This window comes from Pantoea sp. S62, from assembly GCF_016658625.1.
Lineage (GTDB): Bacteria > Pseudomonadota > Gammaproteobacteria > Enterobacterales > Enterobacteriaceae > Pantoea > Pantoea vagans.
In genome coordinates this window covers 194,532-219,305 of sequence record NZ_JACVVI010000004.1, presented here as the reverse complement: position 1 = coordinate 219,305, position 24,774 = coordinate 194,532, and the positions used below count along the sequence as shown (strand labels likewise).

The following is a 24,774-nucleotide window of genomic DNA, read 5'->3' as shown; positions in this document are numbered from 1 at the left end:
TTTTTTTGCCCGCCCGCCACAGTGACCCCGCCCTGACGTGTTAGTTTGTTGCCTGCCCCTTTTACTGTCGGAGTCGGGAACATGGAAAACGGCGAGAATTTAACCGCCATGTTGGTATTTGCACGGGTCGTGGAATTGCAGAGTTTCAGTGAGGCAGCACGGGCACTTGGCCTGTCCAAATCTCACGTCAGCCGGGAAATTGCCCGTCTGGAGCTGCGGCTCGGTATCCGGCTGCTACAGCGTACCACCCGGCGGCTGGCACTGACTGAGCTGGGCCAGGCTTATTATCCCTACTGTGTGCGGATGCTGGCTGAAGTGCAGCGCGCCGAGGCGTTTGTGCAGCAGGTGCATCAGCAGCCCACTGGGCATGTCAGGCTGCAGGCGCCCGTCACGTTCGGCTGCCAGTGCGTGGTTCCCGTTCTCAATCATTTCCTGCGCCGCCATCTGCATATTAACGTCGATCTCGATCTGACCGATCGCAATCACGATCGGCTGGACGATCAGGTTGATTTGGCGATTGTGATCCGATCCTGCTCGCCGCAGCAGGGCAATTTCCGGGTACTGAGCGATATCGAGTGGGGGCTTTATGCCGCGCCGGCTTATCTGGCGCAGCGACCCGTAATCACCCATCCTGAAATGCTGCCGCGCCATGACCTGCTGCTATTTCACGGTCCGGCGCACACCGCTGCGCTGCCATTCCGCCGTGATAAACAGCGGCTGGCACTGGACGTGCGTAGCCGCTTTCGCGCCAATAACAGTATGGCGCTGCTCAATGCCGCACTGGCAGGCAGCGGTATCGCTTATCTTCCGTCCTATATGGCGCAGGAGGCGGTGGCGCGCGGCGATATCCGGCAACTGCTGCCGGAGTGGCAGATGGATCGCCTGCAAAGCTATCTGCTGCTGCACAATACGCCTGAACCGGCGTCGCCGGTGACACTGCTGTGCGATGCCCTGATTACGGCGCTGAATCCGGGCTGATTGTTGCCTGCTGACAACAATCAGCGCCACAGAGTAACTATTACGCCACGACTGTTGTTACTCTGCGACTCCGGTTAGCCTGTATCCCTGATCATTCAACGGATATCATCATGCAACAGTCACCCGAAACGGCAGAGTTTCAGCACTGGCGACGTAACTTAGCAGTCTGCGTCGTCGGCTCTTTTACCACCATCGTGGCGATGACGCTGCTGCTGCCGTTTCTGCCACTCTATGTGCAGCAACTGGGCGTTGAGCAGCCGGCAGCCATCGCCCGCTGGTCCGGGATAGCCTATGGCGCGACCTTTTTCAGCGCCGCGCTGACTGCGCCGCTGTGGGGCAGGCTGGCTGATCGCTATGGTCGTAAGCTGATGCTGATTCGGGCCAGCCTGGGGATGGCGATTGCGATGTCGCTGATCGGCATGGCGACCGCGCCCTGGCAGCTGGTGGCGCTGCGGCTGCTGGCCGGACTGCTGGGTGGCTACGCATCGGGATCGACCATTCTGGTGGCAGCGCAGACGCCAAAAGCGCAGACCGGCTGGGCGCTGGGCGTATTGTCTTCCGGCATTATGGCGGGCAATGTGGTCGGGCCGCTGCTGGGTGGAGTGTTACCGCCGCTGATCGGCATCCGTCAGACGTTCTGGCTGACCGGCGCGGTAATCTTTCTTGCCTTCCTCGCCACCACCTTTTTACTCAAAGAGCAGCCGCGTGCTGCTGCGAGGTCGCGTGCCAGCCAGCAAGCGCAGTCCGCAGACGAGCCGGTGAATCACACCCTGGTGAGGCTGATGTGGCTCTCCGGCATGTTGCTGATCTTCGCCAGCATGTCGATTGAGCCGATCATCACGCTCTACGTGGGCGAGTTCGTGCAGGGCGACCATCAAATCACGATGATCGCCGGACTGGTGATGTCTGCGGCGGCGCTGGGTACGGTGCTGGCGGCACCCCGGCTGGGTCGTCTGGCCGATCGGGTAGGGCACTGGCGGGTTCTGACCGGCGGCCTACTGGTCAGTGGGCTGCTGCTGATTCCGCAGGCGTTTATTACCGCGGCCTGGCAACTGGTGGTGCTGCGTTTTCTGATGGGGATGGCGCTGGGCGGATTGATGCCGTGCATTACAGCGATTATCCGCCATAACGTGCCCGGTTCCCAGGTCGGACGGATGCTGGGATATTCAACCTCGGCGCAGTATATCGGTCAGGTCAGCGGCCCGCTGTTTGGTGGGCTGGTGGGTGGGACATTCGGGATGCGGCCAGTGTTTCTGGCGACCTGCGTGGTGATGCTGTTTTGCGCCTGGCTCAACTGGCGCGGGATGCGTAAATAACGCGATCAAAAAAGGCGGACCGGAGTCCGCCTTAGTTTATTCACAGCGTCGTGAATTACTTCTGGTCTGGCAGGGCGTAGGCAATCACATAATCGCCCAGCTTAGTACCAAACGAACCGTGCCCACCTGCTGCGATGACAACGTACTGCTTGCCATTCACTTCATAGGTCATTGGGGTCGCCTGGCCGCCTGCTGGCAGACGGGCCTGCCATAACAGCTCACCGGTATCGGTGCTGAACGCACGCAGGTAGTTATCGGCGGTCGCGCCAATGAAGAACACCTTACCCGCGGTGGTGATAGGACCACCCAGCATCGGCATACCCATTTTGAACGGCAACGGAACCGGTGCGCTATCGCGAACGGTACCGATACGCTGTTTCCACACCACGTCGTTGGTCTTCAGATCCACCGCGGAGATGTAACCCCAGGCAGGCTGTTTACATGGCAGACCAAACGGTGACAGGAACGGATTCAGCTCGACGCCATACGGCACGCCATACTGTGGCTGAATACCGGTTTCCGTACCTGAACCACCCTCAGCGCCTTTCGGCGGCTCAATCGGGTTGCCCGGGCCACGTGGAACCAGCTTCGAGACAAACGGCAGCGCCATTGGGTTAGCAATCGCAATCTGACGATGTGGATCGACGGCAATACCGCCCCATTCGAACATACCGAGGTTACCCGGGAACACCAGCGTACCCTGCTCAGAAGGCGGGGTGAACGGACCTTCATAGCGCAGGCGCTTGAAGATCACGCGGCACACCAGCTGGTCAAACATCGTTGCGCCCCACATATCCTTGTCCGTCAGGTTCTGCTTCGGACGGAAGGTCAGCTCAGAGTAGGGCTGAGTAGCGGCAACGTGATCGCCTTTGGCAGCACCCTGTGGTACTGGCGTTTCTGGCGCAGGTACCACTGGCTTGCCGGTGCGGCGATCCAGGACAAAGATGTTGCCGGTTTTCGCTGGCGCATAAACCACCGGTACGGTGTTGCCATCTTTATCGGTGATGTCAGCCAGCGTTGGCTGCGACGGCAGATCCATATCCCACAGGTCGTGATGCACGGTCTGATAAGACCAGACCAGCTTACCGGTGGTGGCGTTCAGAGCCAGCACGCTGCTCGCATAACGCTCCTGCTCTGGTGTGCGGTTACCGCCCCAGATATCCGGTGTGGTCACACCCATTGGCAAATAAACGGTATCCAGTTTCGGATCGTACACTGCCGGTGCCCATGAGTTCGGTGAATTCATGGTAAAGGTGTGTTCATCAGCCGGAATGGCATTCGGGTCTTTCGCGCCTGGATCAAACACCCACAGCAGTTTGCCGGTATTCACATCAAAACCACGAATCACGCCTGACGGCTCGCGGGTTGAGAAGTTATCGGTAACCGCACCCGCCATGACGATGGTGGTGTTAGTAATGATCGGTGGCGAGGTCGGCTCATACATACCCGCAGTCGTGACAGGCTGTTTGTGCTGCAGATCCAGCTCGCCGTTGACGCCAAATGACGGGCAGCGTTCGCCGGTCTCTGCGTCCAGGGCAAACAGGCGACCATCGTTGACAGGCAGATAGATACGACGTGAGCAAAGCGCAGGCTGCGTGTTTGCCGCATCGGCGGCTGCCGGCACTTCGTGATAAGAAACACCACGACAGGTCACATGCTGGAAGGTTGGGTTAACCTTCATGCCCGGATCAAATTTCCACTTCTGCTTACCGGTGGCCGCATCCAGAGCAAACAGGATCTGGTGTGGCGAACAGAGGTAAAGCGTGTCGCGGATTTTAATCGGGGTAACTTCGTCGGTGATTTCACCCGGATCGTTAGGGGTTTTCATGTCGCCCGTCTGGAACTGCCAGGCAACCTGCAACTCTTTCACGTTCTGGTGATTGATCTGCTTCAGCGGCGAGAAACGGGTTCCCTGCTGATCGCGCGCATAAGCGGGCCAGTCAGCATCCGGGGTGTTGCTCAGCGGCGCAGCCTGCGGGGCGTTGTCAGCGGTTTCTGGCACTGAACCGTTTATCACCTGCGGGTCGTTAAACACCGCATAGGCCAGCACGATAGCACTGGCAACCAGCGCCACAGCCATCGTACCCAGCGCGGCTTTACTGCCTGCGTTAACACTGCGATAAACAAACGGCAGGATTAGCCAGACACCAAAGATCACCAGCACATCGGTGCGCGGTGCCAGTGCCCAGAAGTCCGTACCCACTTCCCATACACCCCAGATCAGGGTGGCGATTAGCAGCAGCGCATAGAGAACCAGCGCGGTGCTTTTACGACGGGAAAGCAGATAAGCGGTGATAAGCATCACCACACCGCCGAAAACGTAATACCAGGAACCACCAATGGCGGCTAACCAGCCACCGCCAATCAGCATAAACGCGCCCGTCAGCGCTGCGAACAGCACTGTCAGAAAACGAATTACGCCAAATGATGAGGAGTTTTTCCCCATAATATCGACCTCGTTTCGTTACCATAAAACACACGAAAACAACCAGATAGGTTGCTTCCAGTTATCAAGTACAAATGATTAAGGGTGTTCTTGAGTATCTCTTCCGCTAAGACAGACGATCCCTTTGTGTTAAATGTTATAGCAAAATCAGATCGAGGTTTGATTTTTTTAGCTTAAAGCGCTTAACAAATGCAGTAATGCGACATTTTATGAGGGATTAAAGGACGTTAAGCGCACCGCCGTGTGCCCTTAACGCCGGAAGGCAGGATTTGTGAATCAGCAGCTAATAAGATCGCCGTCCGAGCGTTGCTGTTGCCAGCCGCTGATATTTATCTCAGCAAACTGCTCAGCCGTTAAAGTCGGCGTATGACTTCGCACGATGACCTCTGCTCCTTTTTCACGAAATGTCGCCATAAAAAAGGGAAAGGTAAATTTTTCATAATTGTCATTAAAGAACGCTTCGTTTAAAACAATTCCTGAAAAAGGAAAGGATTCCAGCAGTCGCCAGTCTGCTCCCGGCGGCGCAAAATCATAAAGCCAGAAATCAAATTTCTTAGTTAATTCAAGCAGTGGCGCATAATGTGCCACTAAACTGGAATAATTGATTCCAATCCGGATACGCCCATTCTGTAAATGTGAATAAGCGTCCGGTACAGCAATCATTCCCCGTAATCGCATATCATCGATCGGAATAATCATTAATGCTGCTTCAGTGGCAATTTGATTGTATAATGAAATAATGTTGTTTGTATTAAGTGTATTTCTGCTTTCCTGGTTTTGCTGAAGATAAGGCACGCTATAGCAAATGCCAGAGACATTACGCTTAACGTGATGGATAGGTTCAGTAACATAGGGGTTATATAAACTGTTTTTCATTATCTCTATGAAATGCAATAAAAAAGGATTTGTTGATAATTAATCATATAAAAAGTCGCATTTTTTTAAACGCGTGAATAAATATAGATCATCTGCTTAATCCAAATCATCCTTTTGTTGCCTGAGAAAGTAAATAAACCCATTAGCAAAGAGATGATAATTCCTTTGGCGTCTGATGATGTGCTGGAATATATTCAATAGTCGGGACCAATAGGCTGGTAATAGTCAGGAGAGGTCGGACGTGCCTGTGCCAGACGGGTATGCCTTTTGTTGGGCAGAGAGACAGGGCTGGAGCCGCAGTCATTCAGGTCTCATCCGGTCTGTTAATTTAGCATCATCAATCACCACACCAATAACACCGTGCAACGATGCGGGCTTCCTCACCTGATTTGGGATAAGACATGGGATTTATGGCATCAACAGCGGAAGAGTCGCTGTGGCGACATCGGACATTTGTCGCATTCTGGCTGGCGCGCACCTGCTCATCATTTGGTTTTCAGATGTTCTCGGTAGCGATCAGCTGGCAGATCTATGCGCTGACCAACAGCGCAATGGCGTTAGGGATGATTGGCCTGATGCAGTTTCTGCCGTCGGTATTGCTGGCGCTACCTGCAGGTCATCTTGCGGATCAATATGACCGGCGGCGCATTGTGCTGCTGGGGCAACTGGTGGAATTTGCTGCACTGGTGGCATTAGTGGTGCTTACCTTATTCCATACCGCCGATAAGACCGCGCTGTGGGGGCTGGTGTTTATGATTGCGGTGGCGAAGGCGCTGGAGTGGCCCGCGATGTCCTCAATGTTGCCGTCGCTGGTGCCGCCCTCGATTCTGGCACGCGCGATGGCGATGAACTCGGTAGGGGGCCAGGCGGCGGTGATTGTCGGGCCGACGATAGGCGGCTTGCTGTATGTTGCCGGGCCGCATGTTGTGTATGGCGTTTCCGGGCTGTTTTATCTGATTTCGCTGACGCTGGTGAGTCTGCTGCGTTATGAGCGTCCGGTGCAGACCCGTCTGCCGATGAATATGAAGAATCTGTTTGCCGGGATTCACTTTATCCGCGAGCGCAAAGATGTTTTAGGGGTGATTTCGCTCGATCTGTTTGCGGTATTGCTGGGCGGCGCAACAGCGCTGCTGCCGATTTTTGCCAAAGATATTCTGCATACCGGGCCGTGGGGATTGGGGATGCTGCGCGGCGCGGCGTCGGTCGGTGCATTGCTGGTAGGCATCTGGCTGAGCCGTCACAAGCTGGACAAGCATGTCGGGATGATTATGTTTGGCTCGGTGGCGGGATTTGGCGTGGCCACGCTGGTATTCGCGCTGTCCACGCAGCTATGGCTGTCGCTGATTGCGCTCTGTGCGCTGGGCGGCTTTGATATGGTGAGTATGGTGATCCGGGGTGCGCTGGTGCAGCTGGATACGCCGGATGCCATGCGCGGACGGGTGAATGCGGTTAACGCAATTTTTATCAATACGTCAAATCAGCTGGGCGAGTTTGAGTCGGGATTGCTGGCAGCCTGGATGGGAGCTGCACCCGCGGCAGCAATTGGCGGCATCGGTACGCTGATTGTGGTGGCGTTGTGGATGAAGCTATTTCCGCATCTTCGACGGCGTCAGAAGCTGGAGAATGAGGTGGATCCGGTTTAGAGCTGGTTAGAGGTATGCAGCGGTCATGGGCCACTGAGCAGGCTCAGGGAGTATACGCCTTTCGCAAAGACGCAAAAGACGCCATCCCTGGCAGGCTCAGCGCGGCCCATCCCTGGCCCGCGATGCTTTGCTGCAGGCGTATGCTCCCATCGCTTTAAGTGCGTAAGTTGCCTTGGGCTGAGGAGTGGTTTGTTAGGGCTGGTTGTGGAGAGCAGGTCTGGATCGGATGCAGGCCTATATCCCAATCGCTTTAAGAATGTAAGTTGCCTCAGGCTGGGGAGAAGGGAAAAGACGTTGGTTGAGAGTTGGGCAGAGTTATTAAGGTGGCGCTCAACATCAATAATGTCACTGGCCCGAAGGCCAGTAGAGGAAGTTACCAGTCATACTGCCATTCAAAACCCGGAGTCAGAGGGGGAGTCTGACCCGCAGGCTGGGACCATCAGGCCCCGGTTTTTCCCAGGTTGGCGTCAAATGTTAGCCAGCTTTCACGCATGTCCACTACGCTGCGGGTTTTGCGCGCCTCATCGATTTTTATGGCGGTGAGGCCCGCTTCCAGCGCGTCCACAACTGAAACTTTCAGCGGTGTTCCCTGTTTAATATGTTTAACGATCTCTTCTGCCATCAGGGCATCTGCACCGTAGTGACCATCATAAGCATTGCCGCTGTAAGCGGTGTCGACCTCTTTCTCACCGCTGCGCGCGTTGTGAACGCGGAAGTAGTTTCGCACGAAGTCGCCTTCCGCCATGCCGTCCGTGCCCATGACGCAGAAACGGCGGAACTCATCCGGAACGTTGAGGTTGGCATGGAAAGCAAGTGTCGCGCCGCCTTCGTACTCAATCAGGGCAGTCTGGTAGTCTACAATATCGGCGTCGCTGTCGAAGACCGCATCGGTGCTCGACCAGCCGCTGGGTTTCTCGTGATAGAGCGCTGATTCAGCGGTGATCGCCCCCTGCGGCGCATGCGCCGGGGTAAAAGATTTGCGGCCACCAAAGCTGGCGACGCGGATCGGACGCTCCTGCAACAGGCCCTGATAGAGATCGATGTCGTGGCAGCACTTTTCCAGAATGTAAGGACCGGCATACTTCTCCAGACGTCGCCAGTCGCGCTGGAAAAAGGCGCCGTGATAAGGCTTGATATGTTCTGTCGCCTCAATCGAGGTGATTTCACCTAATTGCCCGGCATCGCGTGCCGCCAGCAGATCGTGATAGAGCGGGGAGTAGCGCAGCACCAGGCCAACCAGAATGCGTGCCTCGCCATACTGGCGCACCAGCTTCGCCATCTCCATGGTCTGCTCTTCATTGATCACTACCGGCTTTTCGGTAAATACGGTGTAGCCCGCCGCCAGCGCCTGACCTACATGCTCCAGATGCAGGAAGTTGGGGGAGCCAACCAGCACCACATCCATGCCGCCGTGTTCCAGCAGCGCGTCGATGGACGCAAAGGCCTGGCCGGGCGCGATACCAAAGCTGTGCAGATTAGGCAGTCCGGCGGGGGCCGGATCGTAATAACCCACTACCGAGAAGGCGTCGTCGGCTTTGCTGAACTCTTTGATCACGTGGGACAGACGAAAGCCGAGACCGATAATGCCTACTTTCATGTTAAACCCCTGCTCCTGAAATCGGATAATGCATAGCCCGCCTGCGATCGGGCGCGCCTGTTGATAATCTGACCACCAACTTATTACGATGGAAAAACTAATGTCAATAACGCGCTGCGCGTTTTGCGGCGTACCTTTTGTTATCTCAATGTAAAATAAACAAAAAGTTTCGATATATTTTTGCCATATTTATTTGTTATTGCGATTTAAGTTTTTTTATCCTATCGTTCGCTCATTATGGCTATAACCCAAAATCGGGAAGGAAGCGCGTGCAACCACACTATCTTCTTGGCATTGATGGCGGCGGTACACAGTGTCGCGCGCGGTTAACCGACCTGCAGGGCCGCGTGCTGGCGGAAGCCACCGGCGGGCCTGCCAACGTCTGGTCAGACTATGACGCGGCGCTGACCTGCGTCGGACAGCTGATTGACCGGGTATTGTCACTGGCGGGATTAGCGTCGGAGGCGCTGGCGCAGACCGCGCTGGTGGCCGGATTAGCGGGTGCCAATGTCGCTTCGGTGCAGGCGCGGCTCGCCAGCTGGCAGCCTGCCTGCGCGGCGTTACAGGTGGTCAGTGATGTGGAAATCGCCTGTGCGGGCGCGCATGCTGGCGCTCCTGGCGCCGTCTTTATCATCGGCACCGGCAGTCAGGGCGCGGCCTGGGATGGCGAACGCTTTACGCTGCTTGGCGGCTGGGGCTTTGCCCTGTCCGATCAGGGATCGGGCGCGGAGCTGGGCCGCCGTGCGCTGCGTCTGGCGCTGCTGGCCCATGAGTTCATTATTACGCCGACCGCCTTTTCCCGGCAGCTGATGGCACAGTTCGGTGACAGCCCGGAAACGATGCTGCTCTGGACGCGCTCAGCGACGCCTGCCGACTGGGCGCGCGTGGTGCCACAGATTTTCGCATCCGCCGATGCGGGCGACAGCCACGCACAGGATCTGCTGCATCAGACCGCCGCCGATATCGGCCTGATGGTGCGCCGTCTGATTGCGCTGAGCAGCGGACGGGTGGCGCTGATGGGTGGCCTGGCCACGCCAATTCAGCGCTGGCTGGACGACGATATCCAGGCCCGGCTCGTGACGCCACAGGGCGATGCCCTGAGCGGGGCGCTGATACTGGCGCAGCAGCTGACCTCTGTCCGATTACCGATCTGAAACTGGCTGAGCCTTCTCAGCCAGATAACCCGAGGAATTTATGACCGCTCCCAACGTAACCGCGCGTATTCTGCGGTTGATTGTTGAAAATGCGCCGATCAGCCAGTCAGACCTGAAAGTCCGCAGCGGACTGAGCATGTCGACCGTGTCGCAGGCCACTAATCGGCTGCTGGCGCAGGAGATTGTACAGGAGCTGGGGCTGCGTCGCGTGTCGATGGGGCGACCAAAAACCCTGCTGGGCCTCAATCCCGATCGCGCCAGCGTGATTGGCATTCAGCTCAATGCGGAACGTAACCTGATTGTCATGACCGATCTCAGCGGCAATCTGCTGGGCGAACAGCAGATGCCGAAAGGTACGCTGACACCACGTCAGCTTGGCGATGCGCTGGCGAAGTTCCTGCGCGGCGTGGAGGAGAAGCGGGTTGGGGCGATAGGCCTGGCGCTGTCGGGCCTGGTCGATGCCGAAAATGGCTACTGCATCCGCTCCAAAGTGCTCGACTGGGATAACGTCCCGATTGCACGCCTGCTGGAAGAACGCTTCTCGCTGCCGGTGTTTATCGAGAACGACGCCAACGCCATGGCAATGGCTGCGCTGGTGTTTGGTCAGCTCGGCAACGCCCAGTCGGCGGTGATCGCGACCTACGGCAAAGGGATCGGGGCGGGCATCATCCTGAATCGTCAGCTCTACCGCGGTCGTCACGGCAAGGCAGGCGAGATCGGCAACGGGCTGGTGGGCGACGGCTCGCTGCGTCTGCTGGAGGATGTCGCCTCATCGCGCGCCATTCTGCAGCAGTTGGCTGAGCAGGAACCGGTAGAAGGCCTCACGTTGCAGGCGCTGGATCAGCGACCCACGCCTGAGGTTCTGGCGGTACTGCAGGAAGCCGGGCGCGAGCTGGGGATTTCGCTGGCAAACCTGTCCGTGGCCTACGATCCGGATGTGGTTTATCTGGCGATGGAGCCGCACATGGCGTCACGCATTCTGCTCGATCACATCACCCAGAGCTTCCAGGCTTACCGGCTCAAACTGACGCCACACATGACGCCGTTGCAGTTCCTGACGGAGTCGAACCGGATGTGGGCGCTGGGCGCGGCGGGTTTTGCCGTCAACCGGCTGCTGGATCTGCTGGCGGCGCAGGCCGACGAAGAGCCGGTCACATGAGTTAACCCTCGAATAAAAACGGGCGCTAAGCGCCCGTTTTTTATTTCCGCGTTTGCCTTAGCGCAGACGCATTCCCTGCTCATCAAACAGCAGGCAGTGTGCGGCAGAAAAGCCCAGTTCAACCTGCGTACCCAGATCGCGCGTAGTTGCCTCGCGCTCTTCCACCACCAGCATCTGCTCGCGCCCGATATCCAGGTAGAGATAGTTGGTGTGGCCCAGCATCTCGCCATAGGCCAGCTCGCCATGAAAGCGCTGTGCCTCCGGTGTCTGCGCGGCAGGCTGGAAGTGCTCAGGACGAATGCCCAGCGTCACGGTTTGCCCCTCGCGGCAGTCGGCGGTAATCTTCAGCACCAGCCCCTCAATCTTTAGTTCCGGCACCCGCAATTGCACTTCACCTTCGCCGGTGGCGCTGATCTCCGCCCGCAGAAAATTCATCTTTGGCGAGCCGATAAAGCCAGCGACAAACAGATTATCCGGATCGTGATAGAGCGTCAGCGGCGCGCCGACCTGCTCAATGCGGCCCTGACGCAGCACCACAATGCGGTCAGCCAGCGTCATCGCCTCCAGCTGATCGTGGGTCACATAAATCATCGTGTTACCGAGCGAGGCGTGCAGCCGGGCGATCTCAATCCGCATCTGCAGGCGCAGCTCGGCATCAAGGTTAGAGAGCGGTTCATCGAACAGGAAGATACGCGGATGACGGATAATCGCCCGGCCAATCGCCACGCGCTGCCGTTGTCCGCCCGAGAGCGCGCGCGGCAGGCGATCGAGCAGTTCGGTGAGATGCAGACGGGCTGCCGTCTGAGTGATTGCCTCGTTGATCTCCGCTTTGGACTTTTTCATCACCTCCAGCGGATAGGCCAGATTGCCGCGCACCGTCATGTTGGGGTAGAGCGCATAGGACTGAAACACCATCGCGATACCGCGCTCGGTAGCGGGCTGCTGCGTCATGTCCTGCTCCTCAATCAGCAACTGTCCGCTGCTGATCTCCTCCAGCCCGGCAATCATCCGCAGTAGCGTCGATTTGCCACAGCCGGATGGCCCGACAAACACCACAAATTCGCCGCTGTTGATCGTCAGATCGATGCCATGAATGACATTAACGTGTTCATACGACTTCTTCACATTCTGCAAGCGCAGGCTGGTCATCGGCTACCTCACTCAGAGTAACTGGCCCATGTAGATGGCATTGCTGCGCAGGATGGGGGTAAAACCCATGCGCGCATAGAAGGCGCAGACCTGCTCATTCTGCAGGCTTACGCCAAGATGGACACCACTGACGCCCGCCGCCCGCAGCGCCGCCAGTTCATGCTCAATCATCCGGCGACCCCAGCCGCCTTTCTGCGCTGCCGGCAGCAGGTTGATATGCAGATGCGCGGGCCACTGTGTCACCAGCGTTTCTGCGGCCTGGTCGGGATGGCGGATCGCGTCGAGCACCTTGCTGTCGAGCGGGGCGCTGGGGCTGCGGTCGCGATATTTTTCCTGCAGCTGTGGCCACCATTCGGCCTCAAGCTGTGCTTCGAACGCGCGGGTATCCGGTGTTGCCACCACATATCCCTGCACCTCATTGTCCCGCTCCAGCACAAAAGCAAAGTCTGGCGCGAAGCGCGCATAGGGGACGGCAAAACGCTGGCCGGGATAGTCAGGATCGGAGTAGAGCGCGCGGGCATCGCCGCCTGCATCGGCTGTTTCCAGGCAGATGCGGTAGAGCGCCGGGTAGTCCGCCGGCGTGGCCGGACGAATGACACCTTGATTCGCCATGATGAATTCTCGTGAGTGAGGGAACCGGTCAGGGATTGAACAGATCCGCAGGTGAAAGTTACGTTAATGAAAGTGGACTTAGTTTTCAAGATAGAATAATTACCTTATCGCACTAACATGGGCGGTTCGGCAACGTTTAACGGCGTCAGGATGCACAACTGTGATCGCCAACACGCCCGGAACAGGGCGGCTGGCGGCAGATTCACGGCCGATCAAAAGAGAAAAGTGTGAGCGTGATAGGATTTTCATATGTTTTATCAGGACGTTATTTTGCGATTATCAGGCTGGTATCTCCTGCTGAAGAAAAAGCGGCTGGCGACGTGCCGCCACGGTTAATGACGTAAAAGCCAGCGTGGCGTGCTGAATTTCGCCTCATATCGTTGTTTATTTGCGCGTGCTCACAGCGTTGCAATTCCCAATGCAGGCTGTTTGACTTTATTTTTCCATTAAAGTAAGTATGAGTGAGTGCGTTTGTGTGCGGCTGCAGCCTGCAGGATGTCAGGCGGTGAGATGAAAGGATGCCGATCCTGGTCTGAAGAAGGTGAGCATAATGTCTGTTTCCTCCGTTCGTTCGTTCCGAATTCGCAATGTGGGTCGGCTGCTGGCAGCGGGCCTGCTGGCGGGCAGCGTTTCTCATGCCGCTCACGCCGCCGTTAATCTGAATGAGTGGGATATCTACAATTACCCGGAGCAGACTGCTGCGGTGGATGAAGGGATTAAAGAGTTCTCACAGCAGAATCCCGGCATCGTGATTAACCGTTCGGTTCACTCCTTTGAAGATACCCGCATTCCGCTGAAGCTGGCACTGACTGCCGGTGATGGCCCGCAGATCGCCCAGGTCAATCAGGGCGGCGGCGATATGGGCTCGCTGGTTAAAGATAAGCTGCTGCTGCCGCTCGACAGTTACGCCGCCAGCTATGGCTGGACCACCCGCTTCCCGGACTCAATTCTGAAACGTAACCGCTGGTCAGATAGCGGCGAGTTCGGCAGCGGCAAGCTCTACGGTGTCGCCAGCTTGGGCGAAATGGTCGGGCTCTATTACAACAAAGCGCTGCTGGATAAAGCGGGCATTGCGGTGCCGAAAACGCTGGCCGAGCTGGAGAGCGCCATGGCGAAGCTGAAACAGCAGGGCACCGCACCGATGATGCTGGGCCTGCTCGATGGCAACATGGGCCAGCAGCTGCTCAGCACCCTGTGGCAGGCGCAGATTGAGAGCCACGACCGCAAGACGCTGGATAACCTGATTTACGATGTGGGCGGCACCTTCAAAGACAGCAAGCTGGTCAATGCCGCCACCATGATGAAAAGCTGGACCGACAAAGGGTACTTCTTCCCTGGTTTTCAGGGCATTGGTCACGACGATGCGGCGACACTGTTCCAGAACGGCCAGGCGGCGTTCCTGGTCAGCGGCACCTGGTATCTCGGCCAGTTTAAAGACAACAAGGATATTCACTTTGCTGCGATGCCTGCCGGTGACGGCGTGAAGCAGCCGCTGATGGTAGGCGGAACCGATCTGGCGTTCTCGATTACCAGCACCGCTAAAGGCAAAGATCAGCAGGATGGGGCGGCGAAGTTCATCAACTATATGGTCTCGGATGCCATGGCGAACCGCTGGCTGAAAGTGGGCTTCCTGCCGGCCAGCACCAACAAGGCGGCCAAAATGCCGGCGGATAATCCGCTGCTGGCAGAGGCGTATCAGGTCTGGCTGACGCTCAACGACTATGACGGTTTAGGTCACTATGTAGACTGGGCCACGCCGACCATGAATGCCGAGCTGAATCAGAATGTCCAGCTGCTGCTGGCGGGTCGTCAGACTGCCGATCAGATGGTGGTGAATTTTGATAACAACTATCAGCGTTACCTGAAAACTCTGAAGCATTAAGCCGGAGGCCCGGCGCACAGCCGGGCCTGAGCATCGTTCTGAACCACGAGTAGGGTTATGTTGAATTTAAGCAGCTGGCGTAATTTTCTCTATGTTCTGCCTGCGGTGCTGGTCTATGCGGTGTTTCTGCTGTTCCCGCTGCTGGCCTCGCTGGGCATCAGTTTTACCGAATGGGACGGCACCTCGCTGCCGGTGTTTAGCGGCATCAGCAACTATCTGCGGATGTTCAGCGATCCGGTGTTCTGGATTGCGCTGGGCAATAACGCCATCCTGATGCTGTTCTATACCCTGTTGCCGATTGGCGTCGGCCTGCTGCTCTGCAGCTTTCTCTATGACACGCGCAACAACAGCGAACGCAGCGTACTGCGCATTCTCTTTTTCCTGCCCTACATCATGCCGATGGCGGTACTGGGCGTGGTGTGGCGCTGGCTCTATAACCCGGCGTTTGGCCCGATCGACCAGATATTACGCGCGATCGGCCTGCCACAGCTGGCGCTCTCCTGGCTGGGTGATTTTACCTGGGCGCTGCCCGCTGTCGGTCTGGTCGCCACCTGGTACTTCTTTGGCTTCTGTCTGGTACTGTTTATGGCGGGCCTGCAGCGCATGGACCCTTCACTGCTGGAAGCCGCCGACCTGGATGGCTCATCGCGTCGCCAGAAATTTATGCGCATCACGCTGCCTGGCCTGCGGCCTGAGCTGCGGATTGCCCTGCTGCTGACGGTGATCGCCAGCCTGAAAGCCTTTGACCTGGTCTATGTGATGACCCAGGGCGGGCCGGGCACCTCCACCATGGTCACCAACATCTTTATGTATAAGCAGGGCTTTGACCTGCACTACTTTGGCTACGCCTCGTCGGTAGCGGTGTTCAGCATGATTATTGTTTTAGGGATTAACTATCTGATCCATCTGGCCCTGAAGGAGCGTTACTGATGCGAAGCACGCCGGTAATTTCACGCGCGCTGATCTGGATCGTGGCGCTGATGACGATTCTGCCGTTTCTGATGGCGCTGATGACCTCGTTTAAAACCCAGATGGAGCTGTTTCAGGGTGTTTTCACGCTGCCCGCCTCGCTGAATTTCAAAAACTACGTGACCGCCTGGCAGCAGGGACACTTTAACGTCTACTTCCTCAACTCGGTGCTGGTGGTGATCCCGGTGGTGCTGTTCAGCGTGCTGCTCGGCATTCTGGCCGGGTTCGGTTTCGCCTGGCTGAAAATCCCCGGTAAAAAAGTCATTGGGGCGATGCTGGCGCTGGGGATGGTGCTGCCGAGCGAAGCCTTTATCATTCCGCTCTATCACGAGCTGCGCTGGATGGGGCTGACCAACACCTACCTGGCGCTGATCCTGCCGCAAATCGCCCTGTCGCTGCCCTTTACCACGCTGATGATCGCCAGCGCGTTTCAGCAGGTGCCGAAAGAGCTGGTAGAAGCGGCGGTGATGGATGGCGCGTCACGCGTCAAAATTCTGTGGGGCATTCTGGTGCCCGCTATCTGGCCGACTCTGTCAACGCTGGGGCTGCTGCTATTTATCTGGACCTGGAATGAGTTCCTGATCCCGCTGATTCTGGTTAACAAGGATGAGCTGCGCACGCTGCCGATTGGCATGATGTTTTTCCAGAACAAAAACACCATCGACATTCCGGTGCTGATGGCGGGCGCGATGATTGTGATTATGCCGCTGATCGTGGTGTTCCTGATTTTCCAGCGCAAGTTTATCAGCGGCGTCACCGAAGGGGCCGTTAAGTAATTTGTGATGTCCCGCACGAAACGGCGCACTGGCGGCCAGACAAAGGTTTGCCGCGCCGTGTCGTGCTGCAATTCCTCCTCCTCAACCCTGCGGGAGACGCATGATGCACCTTTCCCTTGCTGATTTTCACCCTGTCGCCGATGGCGAAACCCCGGACACGGCCGTGTTGCAACGCGCGATGGATCAGATTGCGGCGGCAGGCGGTGGCCGTCTGACGCTGCCTGCCGGACGTTATCGCAGCGGCTGCCTGAATCTGCCCTCTGATTTTGAACTGCACCTTGAAGCAGGTGCGGTGCTGATCGCCAGTCCGCGGCTGGCCGACTACCAGGCGGTGCAGGCGCTGAGCTGCGCGGAAAAGTCCCACAACGTGCTGCTCTATGCGCTGGGCCAGCGCAATATCATCATCAGCGGCACCGGTCGCATCGATGGCGAGGGTGAAGCCTGGTTTGCCGCTGAGCGGGATGAGCAGGGCTATCGTCTGCCGCGTGCCGACCGGCCACGCATTATTGTGTTTGAGGATTGCGAGCAGGTGACGCTCACCGCTTTTACCATTGTGCAGGCACCGATGTGGACAGTGCATCTGGTGAGCTGTCGCCATGTGCATATCGACCACCTCACCATCGACAATGCGATGACCATGCCGAATACCGATGCGCTGGATATCGACAGCTGCGAAGCCGTGTTTGTCAGCAACAGCTACCTCAGCGCCGCTGATGATGCCATCTGCATTAAAACCACCCATAAACCGGCCGCGCTGCGGCGTCCGGCGCGGCAGATTATGATCACCAACTGCCTGCTGCACAGCTACAGCTGCGCCTTTAAGATCGGCACCGAAACCTGGGATGACGTCGAAGATGTCACGGTAACCGGCTGCACCATTTTTGATTCCAACCGCGGCATCGGCATTCTGTCGCGTGACGGCGGCGCGATGCGGCGTCTGCTGTTCAGCAACCTGACCTTCGCCTGTCACCACGCGCCGCCCTGTCACTGGGGTAAAGCCGATCCGCTGCATATTTCGGTGCGCCGCCGCGATCCCGCCATCACGCCTGGCATTGTGGAGCAGGTGCAGTTCAGTAATCTGACGGGGGTGGCAGAAGGGGCGATTAACCTGCATGCGGCTGAACCCGGCTGGATACGTGATGTGGTGATCAGCCAGCTGCAGATGCGGCAGAGCGTGTCGCCGATGACACAGGGACACTATGACGTGCGGCCGCCTTGTAACCCGGACTCACCGACCGGCATGGGGCTGGATAACGCCTACAGACTTGACCCGAAAACCGGCGAAGCCTTTGGCGTCGAGCGCTATCCCGGCGGGCTGCCGGGCTTGTTTGCGCGCGGGGTGGAGAACCTGCAGCTGCACAGCCTGGTGATAACACGTCCGGAGCCATTACCGCCAGGCTGGCACCCGGAGTGCGTGGTGCAGTTGCCGGATTGATTTACAGCGCGGCGGCGATGGCTGCACCGAGCTGTCCGGTGCTGGCGCTGCCGCCGAGATCGCGCGTCAGATGCTGTCCCGCCGCCAGCGTGCGTTCAATCGCATCTAACACCGCATCACCCGCCGCTTTGTAGCCGAGATGTTCCAGCATCATCGCCCCGCACCAGATCTGCCCGATGGGATTGGCGATGCCTTTGCCAGCGATGTCGGGCGCAGAACCGTGAACCGGTTCGAACAGGCTGGGGAACAGGCCTTCCGGGTTGATATTGGCGGACGGCGCAATGCCGATGGTGCCGGTACAGGCCGGGCCGAGGTCGGAGAGGATATCGCCAAACAGGTTGCTGGCGACCACCACATCAAACCAGTCCGGGTGCAGCACGAAGTTGGCGGTGAGAATATCGATGTGATATTTGTCGACGCGAACCTCGGGGAACTGGCCGGACATCGCTTCGACGCGGCTATCCCAGTAAGGCATGGTGATGGCGATGCCGTTGGATTTGGTGGCGGAGGTCAGGTGTTTCTTCGGCCGGCTCTGCGCCAGCTGATACGCAAACTTCAGGATGCGATCGACGCCGGTGCGCGTCATCACCGTTTCCTGAATCACCACTTCACGGTCGGTGCCGGGGAACATGGTGCCGCCAACGCTGGAGTATTCACCCTCGGTGTTTTCGCGTACCACATAAAAGTCGATATCGCCGGGCTGACGATTCGCCAGCGGCGCTTTGACGCCTGGCATCAGTCGTACCGGGCGCAGATTAACGTATTGATCAAACTCCCGGCGGAACTGCAGCAGCGAACCCCACAGCGAAACGTGGTCGGGCACCACATCGGGCCAGCCCACCGCGCCAAAATAGATCGCATCAAAGGCTTTCAGCTGCGGGAACCAGTTGTCAGGCAGCATCTTGCCATGCTGCTGCCAGTAGTCGGCGCTGGCGTAATCGAACCACTCCCAGCGCAGCGGGATGTTAAATTTCTCTGCGGCCGCATTCATTACGCGGACGCCTTCCGGCATCACTTCTTTGCCGATGCCGTCGCCAGGGATCACGGCAATATGGTGGATTTTGTCAGTCACAGGGCACCTTTCCGGTTGATGTTCGAATTGTGTACGCAGTATAACTGTCGATTCCGGGGAAATAATGAGCCTGAAAGGCAATCCATTGTTGAATCAAAGTAGAGAATCCCGCACCTCCACCGATGACTTAGCCTTTTTTGTTCGCCTGGCCGCACTGGATAGTCTGACTGCGGCGGCGCGCGAACTGGGACTGTCGCTGGCGGCGGTAAGCAAACGTCTGAGCCAGCTGGAGCAGCGGCTTGGTGTGCAACTGCTGCGCCGCACCACGCGACGGCTGGAGCTGACGCCGGAAGGCCGCCGTTATCTGGCGGGCGCGCGTCCGTTGCTGGATCAGCTGGTGGCGCTGGAAGAGGCGGTCAGCGGTGAAACGGCTCAGTTGCGTGGCACGCTTAACATCAACGCCTCATTTGGTTTTGGCCGTCGCCATATTGCGCCCTGTGTCTCTGCCTTTGCTGCGCTGCATCAGGAACTCTCACTCTCACTGCAGCTCAGCAGCCAGCCGCTTAATTTTCTGGATGCGCACATGGACATTGATATCCGCGTCGGCGAACCGCCGGACTCACGGCTGGTGGCGCGTAAACTGCGCACGAATCCACGCATCCTCTGCTGCTCACCCACCTATGCTGCCCGCCACGGCCTGCCCGTTACGGTGCGCGATCTGGCGCAGCACAACTGTATTCTGCTGCGCCAGCACGACAGCGATTTTACCCTGTGGCGGCTGACCAGCGGCGAACAGAGCATCAGCCAGAAAGTGCGCGGCAGCCTGATCACCAACGATGGTGAAGTGGCGATGCGGCTGGCGATGGATGGGCATGGCATTCTGCTGCGTTCCTGGTGGGACGCGCAGCACAGCCTGGCAACAGGCGAGTTACTGCATGTTTTACCCGACTGGCAGGCACCTGATGGCGATATTTTTGCGGTCTGGCAGGCGCAGCGCCAGCTGCCGGCACGCATCATCGCGTTTGTGGCGTTTCTGCAGAGCAATCTGCAATCGGTTGATTAATCATGTTCTTATACTGACTGACTGACTGACTGGCGTGCGTGAAAAAGCACCTGTGGACAATTAACATACCGTATTAAGCTGATTCGGTGGCTTCAGGCTGCCGCTGCGTTTACAGCCTTTTTTCTGCTGCGTATGATTCTCATTCATTTTCTTCCCTGCCTGCCCTCTGCATTGCGGGCATCCGGGAGAGCAGGTCGATAGGGGAGTTAAGCATGAAAGCGTTGTTCAGCCCGCGTAAAACGGCACTCGCACTGGCGGTAGTCATCACCTTCAGCCTGACGGCATGCCAGACCGCGGTGAAAAAAGTCGATGGCGGCGCCGTAGTGATGCAGCCCTCCAGCCCCGATAACCTGATTGAGCGCGAGCTGGGTGAAGGTTTGTATGAGATGGCTTATCTGCCCGCGAAAAACGCGCTCTATGTCGCCAGTGCGCCGGAAGGTAAGGATATCAGCGGCGGGATGATCTACCGTCTTGATGGCACCACGCTGCAGAGCACCGGGGCGGGGCATTTCGACCTGAAAAACTTTGGGCTGATTAGCGAGCCGGACGGCAGCGCACTCTACGCCACCAACTCACTGGACGGCGGTATCTCGAAGATTGATCCGGAGAACGGAAAGGTGCTGAAGCGCCTGATGTTTGACGACAAAAACGAGAAAGGGTTACCTGTTGGCACGCGTGAAATCTTTCTGCATGACGGGCTTCTCTATGTCGGCGGCACAGGCGATCCGGGTGTGATCTGGGTGGTCGATGCCAAAACACTGACCCTGAAAACCCGGATTAAAAATGCCGGGAAATGGGTCACAGGCATTATCTTCTCGCCGGTCAGCGACCGGATTTACGCGGCGAACGGCAGCGGCGAAATCCTGGTGATCAATCCACGTAATCACAGGATCGAACAGCGTCTGACAGCCGGTGGCGGGCAGAACACTCAGTTCCTGAACATGGCAGAGGATCCGGCGACGGGCCGCCTGTTTGTCACGGATAATTCTAAGGCGAAAAACACTCTGGTGTTTGATGAGCGCAGCGGCAAGCTGATTCAGCGTCTGGATCCGGCTGATTCGATGGGGATTAAGTTTAATGGCAAGCGCAATGAGATTTATATCAGCCAGCGCGACTCGAAGAAGGTGCTGCAACTGGACGGCACGACCTATGAAGTGAAAAACAGCTGGTCATTTGATAGTCACCCGAACAGCCTGCTGGTGTCACCCGACGGGCAGACGCTGTTCGTGACATTGAAGCAGGGCTTTAATAGCGATCACAGCAGTCAGGGGCTGGATGGCGTAGCGCGTATTACGCTGCAATAAAAAAAGGCGGCATTGCTGCCGCCTGTTTAGTTACTTATCCACACCCTGAACCAGCACCACGCGGTATTCCGCACCTTTCAGGCGGTGCTGTTTCGCTTCCTGATATTCCGGGCTGTCATACCAGCCGTGCGCTGCTTCAGCCGTCGGAAACTCCAGCACAACAACGCCGTCCGCTTCCGGTCCTTCCAGCGTCTCAAGCTGTCCATAAAACGCCAGCGGCGTAATGGGATGGTCGCCGCGCGCTTTGCCCGCTTTCTCGCCGTAAATAGCGAATTCCTCAGGATTAGTAATTTTGTCGCGAATAAAGATTACATATGCGCTCATTGTGGGCTCCTTTACGCCTGGCGTTTATCTTCAGTGTTAATGTTAAAATCGGCTGCATCATGACGCTCATGCAGCTGGTCGGCCGGGTCACCCATAACGCGGTTAACCTTGCGGCCACGGATGACGGCAGGACGCTGTGCGATCTCTTTCGCCCAGCGCACCACGTTTTTATAGGACTGCACATCCAGGAATTCGGCTGCGCCATACTGATCGTTGAGCACCATGTTGCCGTACCACGGCCAGGTGGCGATGTCGGCGATAGTGTAGTCATCACCGGCCAGATAGCGGTTATCAGCCAGCTGGCGATCCAGCACGTCAAACTGACGCTTCGCTTCCAGCGTGAAGCGGTTAATGGCGTACTCAATTTTTTCTGGCGCGTAGTGATAGAAATGGCCGAAACCACCACCAAGGTAAGGCGCTGAGCCCTGCAGCCAGAACAGCCAGTTCAGCGTTTCAGTGCGGCCAGCGATATCTTTCGGCAGGAAGTAACCATATTTTTCCGCCAGATAGAGCAGGATATTGCCTGATTCAAATACCCGAATCGGCGGTGTTGCCGAGTGGTCGCTCAGCGCCGGGATTTTTGAGTTCGGGTTCACGTCGACAAAACCACTCGAGAACTGGTCGCCGTCGCCGATACGGATCAGCCAGGCATCATACTCGGCATCTTTGACGTTAAGCGCCAGCAGCTCTTCCAGCAGGATGGTGACTTTCTGGCCGTTAGGCGTGCCGAGCGAATAGAGCTGCAGAGGGTGTTTGCCGACCGGCAACGCTTTCTCATGGGTGGGACCAGCGAACGGACGATTAGTTTTAGCGCCGTTACCTTTGGCTTCAGGGTCCCAGGTCCAGACTTTTGCGGGCTGATATGCATTTTCCGACATAATGAAAGTTCGCCTTATGGTGTGGTATTGGTCTGGAGTGTAGCAGGTGCTGCGAAGGCGGTTTAACTCTGCTGGCTGCGCGAGGCCATACTGCGACGGGCCGAGGTCAGGCGGGGAGCGGCTTAGCGGAAAAGTGCTTACAAGTGTGTCAGACGGGGCGATGTTTGTCCTGCGCGGACATAACCGTGCAGCCAGCAACGGCTGCACGGCAGGCAGGTTTACAGCAGTTCGCGTTCAATCAGTTCGCGGGTTTCAATCGCCTGCACCTTCATCTTTTCCGGGTAGCCAAACAGTGACGCTGCGATAATCGGTTCACCGCCCACTTTATGCGTGCGGGTAGCAAAGCCGGTGTCGCGCAGGGTTTTAAACAGGGTATCGAAGTCGACTTCACCTTCGCCAACGCCGACATGCTGGTGAATGGTGGCATCCACCCCTGGCGGGTTGACGATGTAGCGACAGTGCTTCGTATGGTTCATGGTGTCGGCGATCAGCATGTGCGACAGATCGTCACCCGCATACTCCAGCATCGGTTTCACATCGCCTTTGCCTTTGTCATAGAAGAAGGTGTGCGGCGCGCTGTAGATATACTTCACGTTATCGCTACGGAACGACTTCACGATATCCACCGTTTCATTGTTTTCTTCGCAGAAATCCCACGGATGCGCCTGAATTTCGACGCGGATACCTTCACGTTCGATAATCGGCAACAGCTCTTCCATGGAGCGATAGAACATCTCTTCACAGATTTCCGGCTCGTTAGGCGTGCCGGAGAGTTCGGTGTTAATGACCTGCACACCCATCTCAACCGCAATCTCAATCATCCGCTTCCAGTTCTTTACCGCCGCCTGACGACGCAACTCATCCGGGCCGGACCAGCGATAGACCACGATAAAAGAAGAGATTTCCAGCCCGGTGGCGCTCAATGCATTCTTATACTCGGTGATGATCTCACGGCTGGCTTTGGGATGTTTATAAAACGGGTTGATCTGCGGATGCGGCGACTGTTCGATATATTTGTAGCCCCAGTCGGCCACCTGATGAACCATTCGGGTGATGCCTAAGTCTTTAATCACATCCACATCAAAAGCGATTTTCATCTTTCTGCTCCGGGCACATTAAGGTTGCTGTTCTTCGTTGAAGGTCACGCCGATCTGCTGCCTGACGTTGTCCATTGCGGCCAGGGTGATGATCGCCTGGTCAAGCGAATGGACAGGTGAATCGATCAGGTTCTGGCCGACGCACCAGGCGAAGTGGTTAATTTCATGACAGAGTTGTTCATAGCGGTTAGTGGGTTCCTGCCACTGCAGGCGATGACGCCGATCGCTGGAAGTAAGCGTGAAATTACCGGGTGCATAGAACTGGCCTGCCAGCTCCAGCGTAGCGTCGCGACCGGCAATCACCGCGCAGCCGGGCGTGTTGCTGAACAGGGTAGTATTCAGCACCGACTGCATGCCGTGCTGATGGGTAAACAGCATCGACGTCTGACCGTTGACGCGGCCATCCGGGACGAGCTGACCACGGGCGACGATCGTGTCGGGCGCACCGCCGCCAGCAAACACGCTAAGCGCCACCAGATAACTGCCGAGATCGAGCATCGGACCGCCCGCCAGATCGGCATTGAAGATGCGGTGATCCGGAGTGAAAAACTCACCGTGATCGGCAATCAGGGTGTGGACGTCACCGAGTACGCCATCCGCCAGCAGCTGACGAATGACGTCATACTTCGGCGCAAAGTTGCACCACATCGCCTCCATACAGAGCCGATTGGCGGCAGCCGCAGCCTGTTTAAGCTGAGCCGCCTGCTGCGCATTCATCGCCAGCGGTTTTTCGATCAGCAGATGCTTTCCGGCGGCAATCGCGCGCAGGCCATCGGGAAAATGGTGATTGTGGGGTGTCGCGATATAGACCGCATCCACATCATCCCGCGCCAGCATCGCATTGAGGTCGCCTGTGGCATGGCCGATTGACCATTTGTCAGCAAAGGTCCGTGCTTTTGCCGGGTCGCGCGCAGCCACCGCGGTGATCTGCTGGTGAGTATGCTGGCGCAGCGCATGAGCAAAATGGTCGGCGATCCAGCCTGGCCCGATAATGCCCCAGCGCAGTTGCGGAACCTGACGGGAATCGGTTATGCGTGGAGCCGGAAGCGTTGATGGGAACATTACTTTTCCTTTTTTACGTGCAGGCTGGGGGTGCTCAGGTCT

Annotated in this window: 21 protein-coding genes; 11 read left to right on the top strand and 10 right to left on the bottom strand. The window is 57.3% G+C overall.

Going from position 1 to position 24,774, the window contains the following annotated elements:
- Positions 1-81: 81 nt before the first annotated feature.
- Both IBT54_RS08640 and IBT54_RS08635 read left to right on the top strand, forming a co-directional pair.
- Entirely contained in the window at positions 82-978 is an 897-nt protein-coding gene (locus IBT54_RS08640; RefSeq protein WP_201252011.1) for a LysR family transcriptional regulator, read from the top strand.
- Between the two features lie 110 nt (positions 979-1,088).
- Positions 1,089-2,294: an MFS transporter gene (locus IBT54_RS08635; protein ID WP_201252010.1), complete on the top strand. Its 1,206-nt coding sequence runs from the start codon at positions 1,089-1,091 to the stop codon at positions 2,292-2,294.
- 55 nt (positions 2,295-2,349) lie between these two features.
- Here IBT54_RS08635 and IBT54_RS08630 read toward each other — a convergent pair whose 3' ends face one another.
- Together IBT54_RS08630 and IBT54_RS08625 are read right to left on the bottom strand one after the other, a co-directional pair.
- A complete protein-coding gene (locus tag IBT54_RS08630; RefSeq protein WP_201252009.1) occupies positions 2,350-4,740 on the bottom strand; it encodes a glucose/quinate/shikimate family membrane-bound PQQ-dependent dehydrogenase in 2,391 nt (796 codons plus the stop codon).
- A gap of 276 nt (positions 4,741-5,016) precedes the next feature.
- The gene (locus IBT54_RS08625; RefSeq protein WP_201252008.1) at positions 5,017-5,616 is read right to left on the bottom strand and encodes a hypothetical protein; all 600 of its coding nucleotides are present in this window, start codon (positions 5,614-5,616) and stop codon (positions 5,017-5,019) included.
- 401 nt (positions 5,617-6,017) lie between these two features.
- On the opposite strand from IBT54_RS08625, the gene IBT54_RS08620 reads away from it, so the two are divergent.
- Entirely contained in the window at positions 6,018-7,259 is a 1,242-nt protein-coding gene (locus IBT54_RS08620; protein ID WP_201252007.1) for an MFS transporter, read from the top strand.
- Positions 7,260-7,698: 439 nt separating this feature from the next.
- Here the strand turns inward: IBT54_RS08620 and IBT54_RS08615 are convergent, their stop codons facing one another.
- Positions 7,699-8,856, bottom strand: coding sequence for a Gfo/Idh/MocA family protein (locus tag IBT54_RS08615; RefSeq protein WP_013359835.1), 1,158 nt, complete (start codon positions 8,854-8,856; stop codon positions 7,699-7,701).
- A gap of 269 nt (positions 8,857-9,125) precedes the next feature.
- Here IBT54_RS08615 and IBT54_RS08610 point away from each other — a divergent pair, with 269 nt between their 5' ends.
- On the top strand, positions 9,126-10,010 hold the full coding sequence (locus tag IBT54_RS08610; RefSeq protein ID WP_201252006.1) for a BadF/BadG/BcrA/BcrD ATPase family protein: 885 nt from the start codon (positions 9,126-9,128) through the stop codon (positions 10,008-10,010).
- Between the two features lie 40 nt (positions 10,011-10,050).
- Positions 10,051-11,169, top strand: coding sequence for an ROK family transcriptional regulator (locus IBT54_RS08605; RefSeq protein ID WP_013359837.1), 1,119 nt, complete (start codon positions 10,051-10,053; stop codon positions 11,167-11,169).
- Positions 11,170-11,226: 57 nt separating this feature from the next.
- Here the strand turns inward: IBT54_RS08605 and IBT54_RS08600 are convergent, their stop codons facing one another.
- Both IBT54_RS08600 and IBT54_RS08595 read right to left on the bottom strand, forming a co-directional pair.
- Positions 11,227-12,318: an ABC transporter ATP-binding protein gene (locus IBT54_RS08600; protein ID WP_201252005.1), complete on the bottom strand. Its 1,092-nt coding sequence runs from the start codon at positions 12,316-12,318 to the stop codon at positions 11,227-11,229.
- Positions 12,319-12,330: 12 nt separating this feature from the next.
- Positions 12,331-12,930: a GNAT family N-acetyltransferase gene (locus IBT54_RS08595; protein WP_013359839.1), complete on the bottom strand. Its 600-nt coding sequence runs from the start codon at positions 12,928-12,930 to the stop codon at positions 12,331-12,333.
- 550 nt (positions 12,931-13,480) lie between these two features.
- Here IBT54_RS08595 and IBT54_RS08590 point away from each other — a divergent pair.
- From IBT54_RS08590 to IBT54_RS08575, 4 genes are all read left to right on the top strand, one after another.
- The gene (locus IBT54_RS08590) at positions 13,481-14,812 is read left to right on the top strand and encodes an extracellular solute-binding protein (protein WP_013359840.1); all 1,332 of its coding nucleotides are present in this window, start codon (positions 13,481-13,483) and stop codon (positions 14,810-14,812) included.
- A gap of 57 nt (positions 14,813-14,869) precedes the next feature.
- Positions 14,870-15,742, top strand: coding sequence for a carbohydrate ABC transporter permease (locus IBT54_RS08585; protein ID WP_013359841.1), 873 nt, complete (start codon positions 14,870-14,872; stop codon positions 15,740-15,742).
- Entirely contained in the window at positions 15,742-16,557 is an 816-nt protein-coding gene (locus IBT54_RS08580) for a carbohydrate ABC transporter permease (protein ID WP_013359842.1), read from the top strand. Before IBT54_RS08585 ends, IBT54_RS08580 begins: the two co-directional genes overlap by 1 nt.
- 103 nt (positions 16,558-16,660) lie before the next feature.
- Positions 16,661-17,992 carry a glycoside hydrolase family 28 protein gene (locus tag IBT54_RS08575; RefSeq protein WP_201252041.1) on the top strand — a complete coding sequence of 444 codons (1,332 nt, stop codon included), beginning with the start codon at positions 16,661-16,663 and terminating at the stop codon, positions 17,990-17,992.
- Position 17,993: 1 nt separating this feature from the next.
- Here IBT54_RS08575 and IBT54_RS08570 read toward each other — a convergent pair whose 3' ends face one another.
- Positions 17,994-19,064, bottom strand: a complete 1,071-nt coding sequence (locus tag IBT54_RS08570; RefSeq protein WP_201252004.1) for a tartrate dehydrogenase — start codon at positions 19,062-19,064, stop codon at positions 17,994-17,996.
- Positions 19,065-19,128: 64 nt separating this feature from the next.
- Between IBT54_RS08570 and IBT54_RS08565 the strand changes: the two genes are divergently transcribed.
- Together IBT54_RS08565 and IBT54_RS08560 are read left to right on the top strand one after the other, a co-directional pair.
- Positions 19,129-20,067, top strand: a complete 939-nt coding sequence (locus tag IBT54_RS08565) for a LysR family transcriptional regulator (RefSeq protein WP_095706340.1) — start codon at positions 19,129-19,131, stop codon at positions 20,065-20,067.
- 212 nt (positions 20,068-20,279) lie between these two features.
- Complete coding sequence (locus IBT54_RS08560; RefSeq protein WP_201252003.1) at positions 20,280-21,371, top strand: YncE family protein; 1,092 nt, start codon at positions 20,280-20,282, stop codon at positions 21,369-21,371.
- A 30-nt stretch (positions 21,372-21,401) separates the two neighbouring features.
- Here the strand turns inward: IBT54_RS08560 and IBT54_RS08555 are convergent, their stop codons facing one another.
- The 4 genes from IBT54_RS08555 to IBT54_RS08540 form a co-directional block, all read right to left on the bottom strand.
- On the bottom strand, positions 21,402-21,695 hold the full coding sequence (locus IBT54_RS08555; RefSeq protein WP_095706338.1) for a DUF1330 domain-containing protein: 294 nt from the start codon (positions 21,693-21,695) through the stop codon (positions 21,402-21,404).
- Between the two features lie 11 nt (positions 21,696-21,706).
- Positions 21,707-22,573, bottom strand: coding sequence for a glutathione-dependent disulfide-bond oxidoreductase (yghU, locus tag IBT54_RS08550; RefSeq protein ID WP_201252002.1), 867 nt, complete (start codon positions 22,571-22,573; stop codon positions 21,707-21,709).
- Between the two features lie 218 nt (positions 22,574-22,791).
- On the bottom strand, positions 22,792-23,670 hold the full coding sequence (locus IBT54_RS08545) for a sugar phosphate isomerase/epimerase family protein (RefSeq protein WP_003855643.1): 879 nt from the start codon (positions 23,668-23,670) through the stop codon (positions 22,792-22,794).
- An 18-nt stretch (positions 23,671-23,688) separates the two neighbouring features.
- The gene (locus IBT54_RS08540; RefSeq protein ID WP_147789293.1) at positions 23,689-24,732 is read right to left on the bottom strand and encodes a Gfo/Idh/MocA family protein; all 1,044 of its coding nucleotides are present in this window, start codon (positions 24,730-24,732) and stop codon (positions 23,689-23,691) included.
- Positions 24,733-24,774: the final 42 nt, after the last annotated feature.

Bases quoted from the DNA above. Each gene is read 5' to 3' on its own strand.
- IBT54_RS08640 (WP_201252011.1), top strand. From the start codon at position 82: ATGGAAAACGGCGAGAATTTAACCGCCATGTTGGTATTTGCACGGGTC.
- IBT54_RS08635 (WP_201252010.1), top strand. From the start codon at position 1,089: ATGCAACAGTCACCCGAAACGGCAGAGTTTCAGCACTGGCGACGTAAC.
- IBT54_RS08630 (WP_201252009.1), bottom strand. From the start codon at position 4,740: ATGGGGAAAAACTCCTCATCATTTGGCGTAATTCGTTTTCTGACAGTG.
- IBT54_RS08625 (WP_201252008.1), bottom strand. From the start codon at position 5,616: ATGAAAAACAGTTTATATAACCCCTATGTTACTGAACCTATCCATCAC.
- IBT54_RS08620 (WP_201252007.1), top strand. From the start codon at position 6,018: ATGGGATTTATGGCATCAACAGCGGAAGAGTCGCTGTGGCGACATCGG.
- IBT54_RS08615 (WP_013359835.1), bottom strand. From the start codon at position 8,856: ATGAAAGTAGGCATTATCGGTCTCGGCTTTCGTCTGTCCCACGTGATC.
- IBT54_RS08605 (WP_013359837.1), top strand. From the start codon at position 10,051: ATGACCGCTCCCAACGTAACCGCGCGTATTCTGCGGTTGATTGTTGAA.
- IBT54_RS08600 (WP_201252005.1), bottom strand. From the start codon at position 12,318: ATGACCAGCCTGCGCTTGCAGAATGTGAAGAAGTCGTATGAACACGTT.
- IBT54_RS08595 (WP_013359839.1), bottom strand. From the start codon at position 12,930: ATGGCGAATCAAGGTGTCATTCGTCCGGCCACGCCGGCGGACTACCCG.
- IBT54_RS08590 (WP_013359840.1), top strand. From the start codon at position 13,481: ATGTCTGTTTCCTCCGTTCGTTCGTTCCGAATTCGCAATGTGGGTCGG.
- IBT54_RS08585 (WP_013359841.1), top strand. From the start codon at position 14,870: ATGTTGAATTTAAGCAGCTGGCGTAATTTTCTCTATGTTCTGCCTGCG.
- IBT54_RS08580 (WP_013359842.1), top strand. From the start codon at position 15,742: ATGCGAAGCACGCCGGTAATTTCACGCGCGCTGATCTGGATCGTGGCG.
- IBT54_RS08575 (WP_201252041.1), top strand. From the start codon at position 16,661: ATGCACCTTTCCCTTGCTGATTTTCACCCTGTCGCCGATGGCGAAACC.
- IBT54_RS08565 (WP_095706340.1), top strand. From the start codon at position 19,129: ATGAGCCTGAAAGGCAATCCATTGTTGAATCAAAGTAGAGAATCCCGC.
- IBT54_RS08560 (WP_201252003.1), top strand. From the start codon at position 20,280: ATGAAAGCGTTGTTCAGCCCGCGTAAAACGGCACTCGCACTGGCGGTA.
- IBT54_RS08555 (WP_095706338.1), bottom strand. From the start codon at position 21,695: ATGAGCGCATATGTAATCTTTATTCGCGACAAAATTACTAATCCTGAG.
- yghU (WP_201252002.1), bottom strand. From the start codon at position 22,573: ATGTCGGAAAATGCATATCAGCCCGCAAAAGTCTGGACCTGGGACCCT.
- IBT54_RS08545 (WP_003855643.1), bottom strand. From the start codon at position 23,670: ATGAAAATCGCTTTTGATGTGGATGTGATTAAAGACTTAGGCATCACC.
- IBT54_RS08540 (WP_147789293.1), bottom strand. From the start codon at position 24,732: ATGTTCCCATCAACGCTTCCGGCTCCACGCATAACCGATTCCCGTCAG.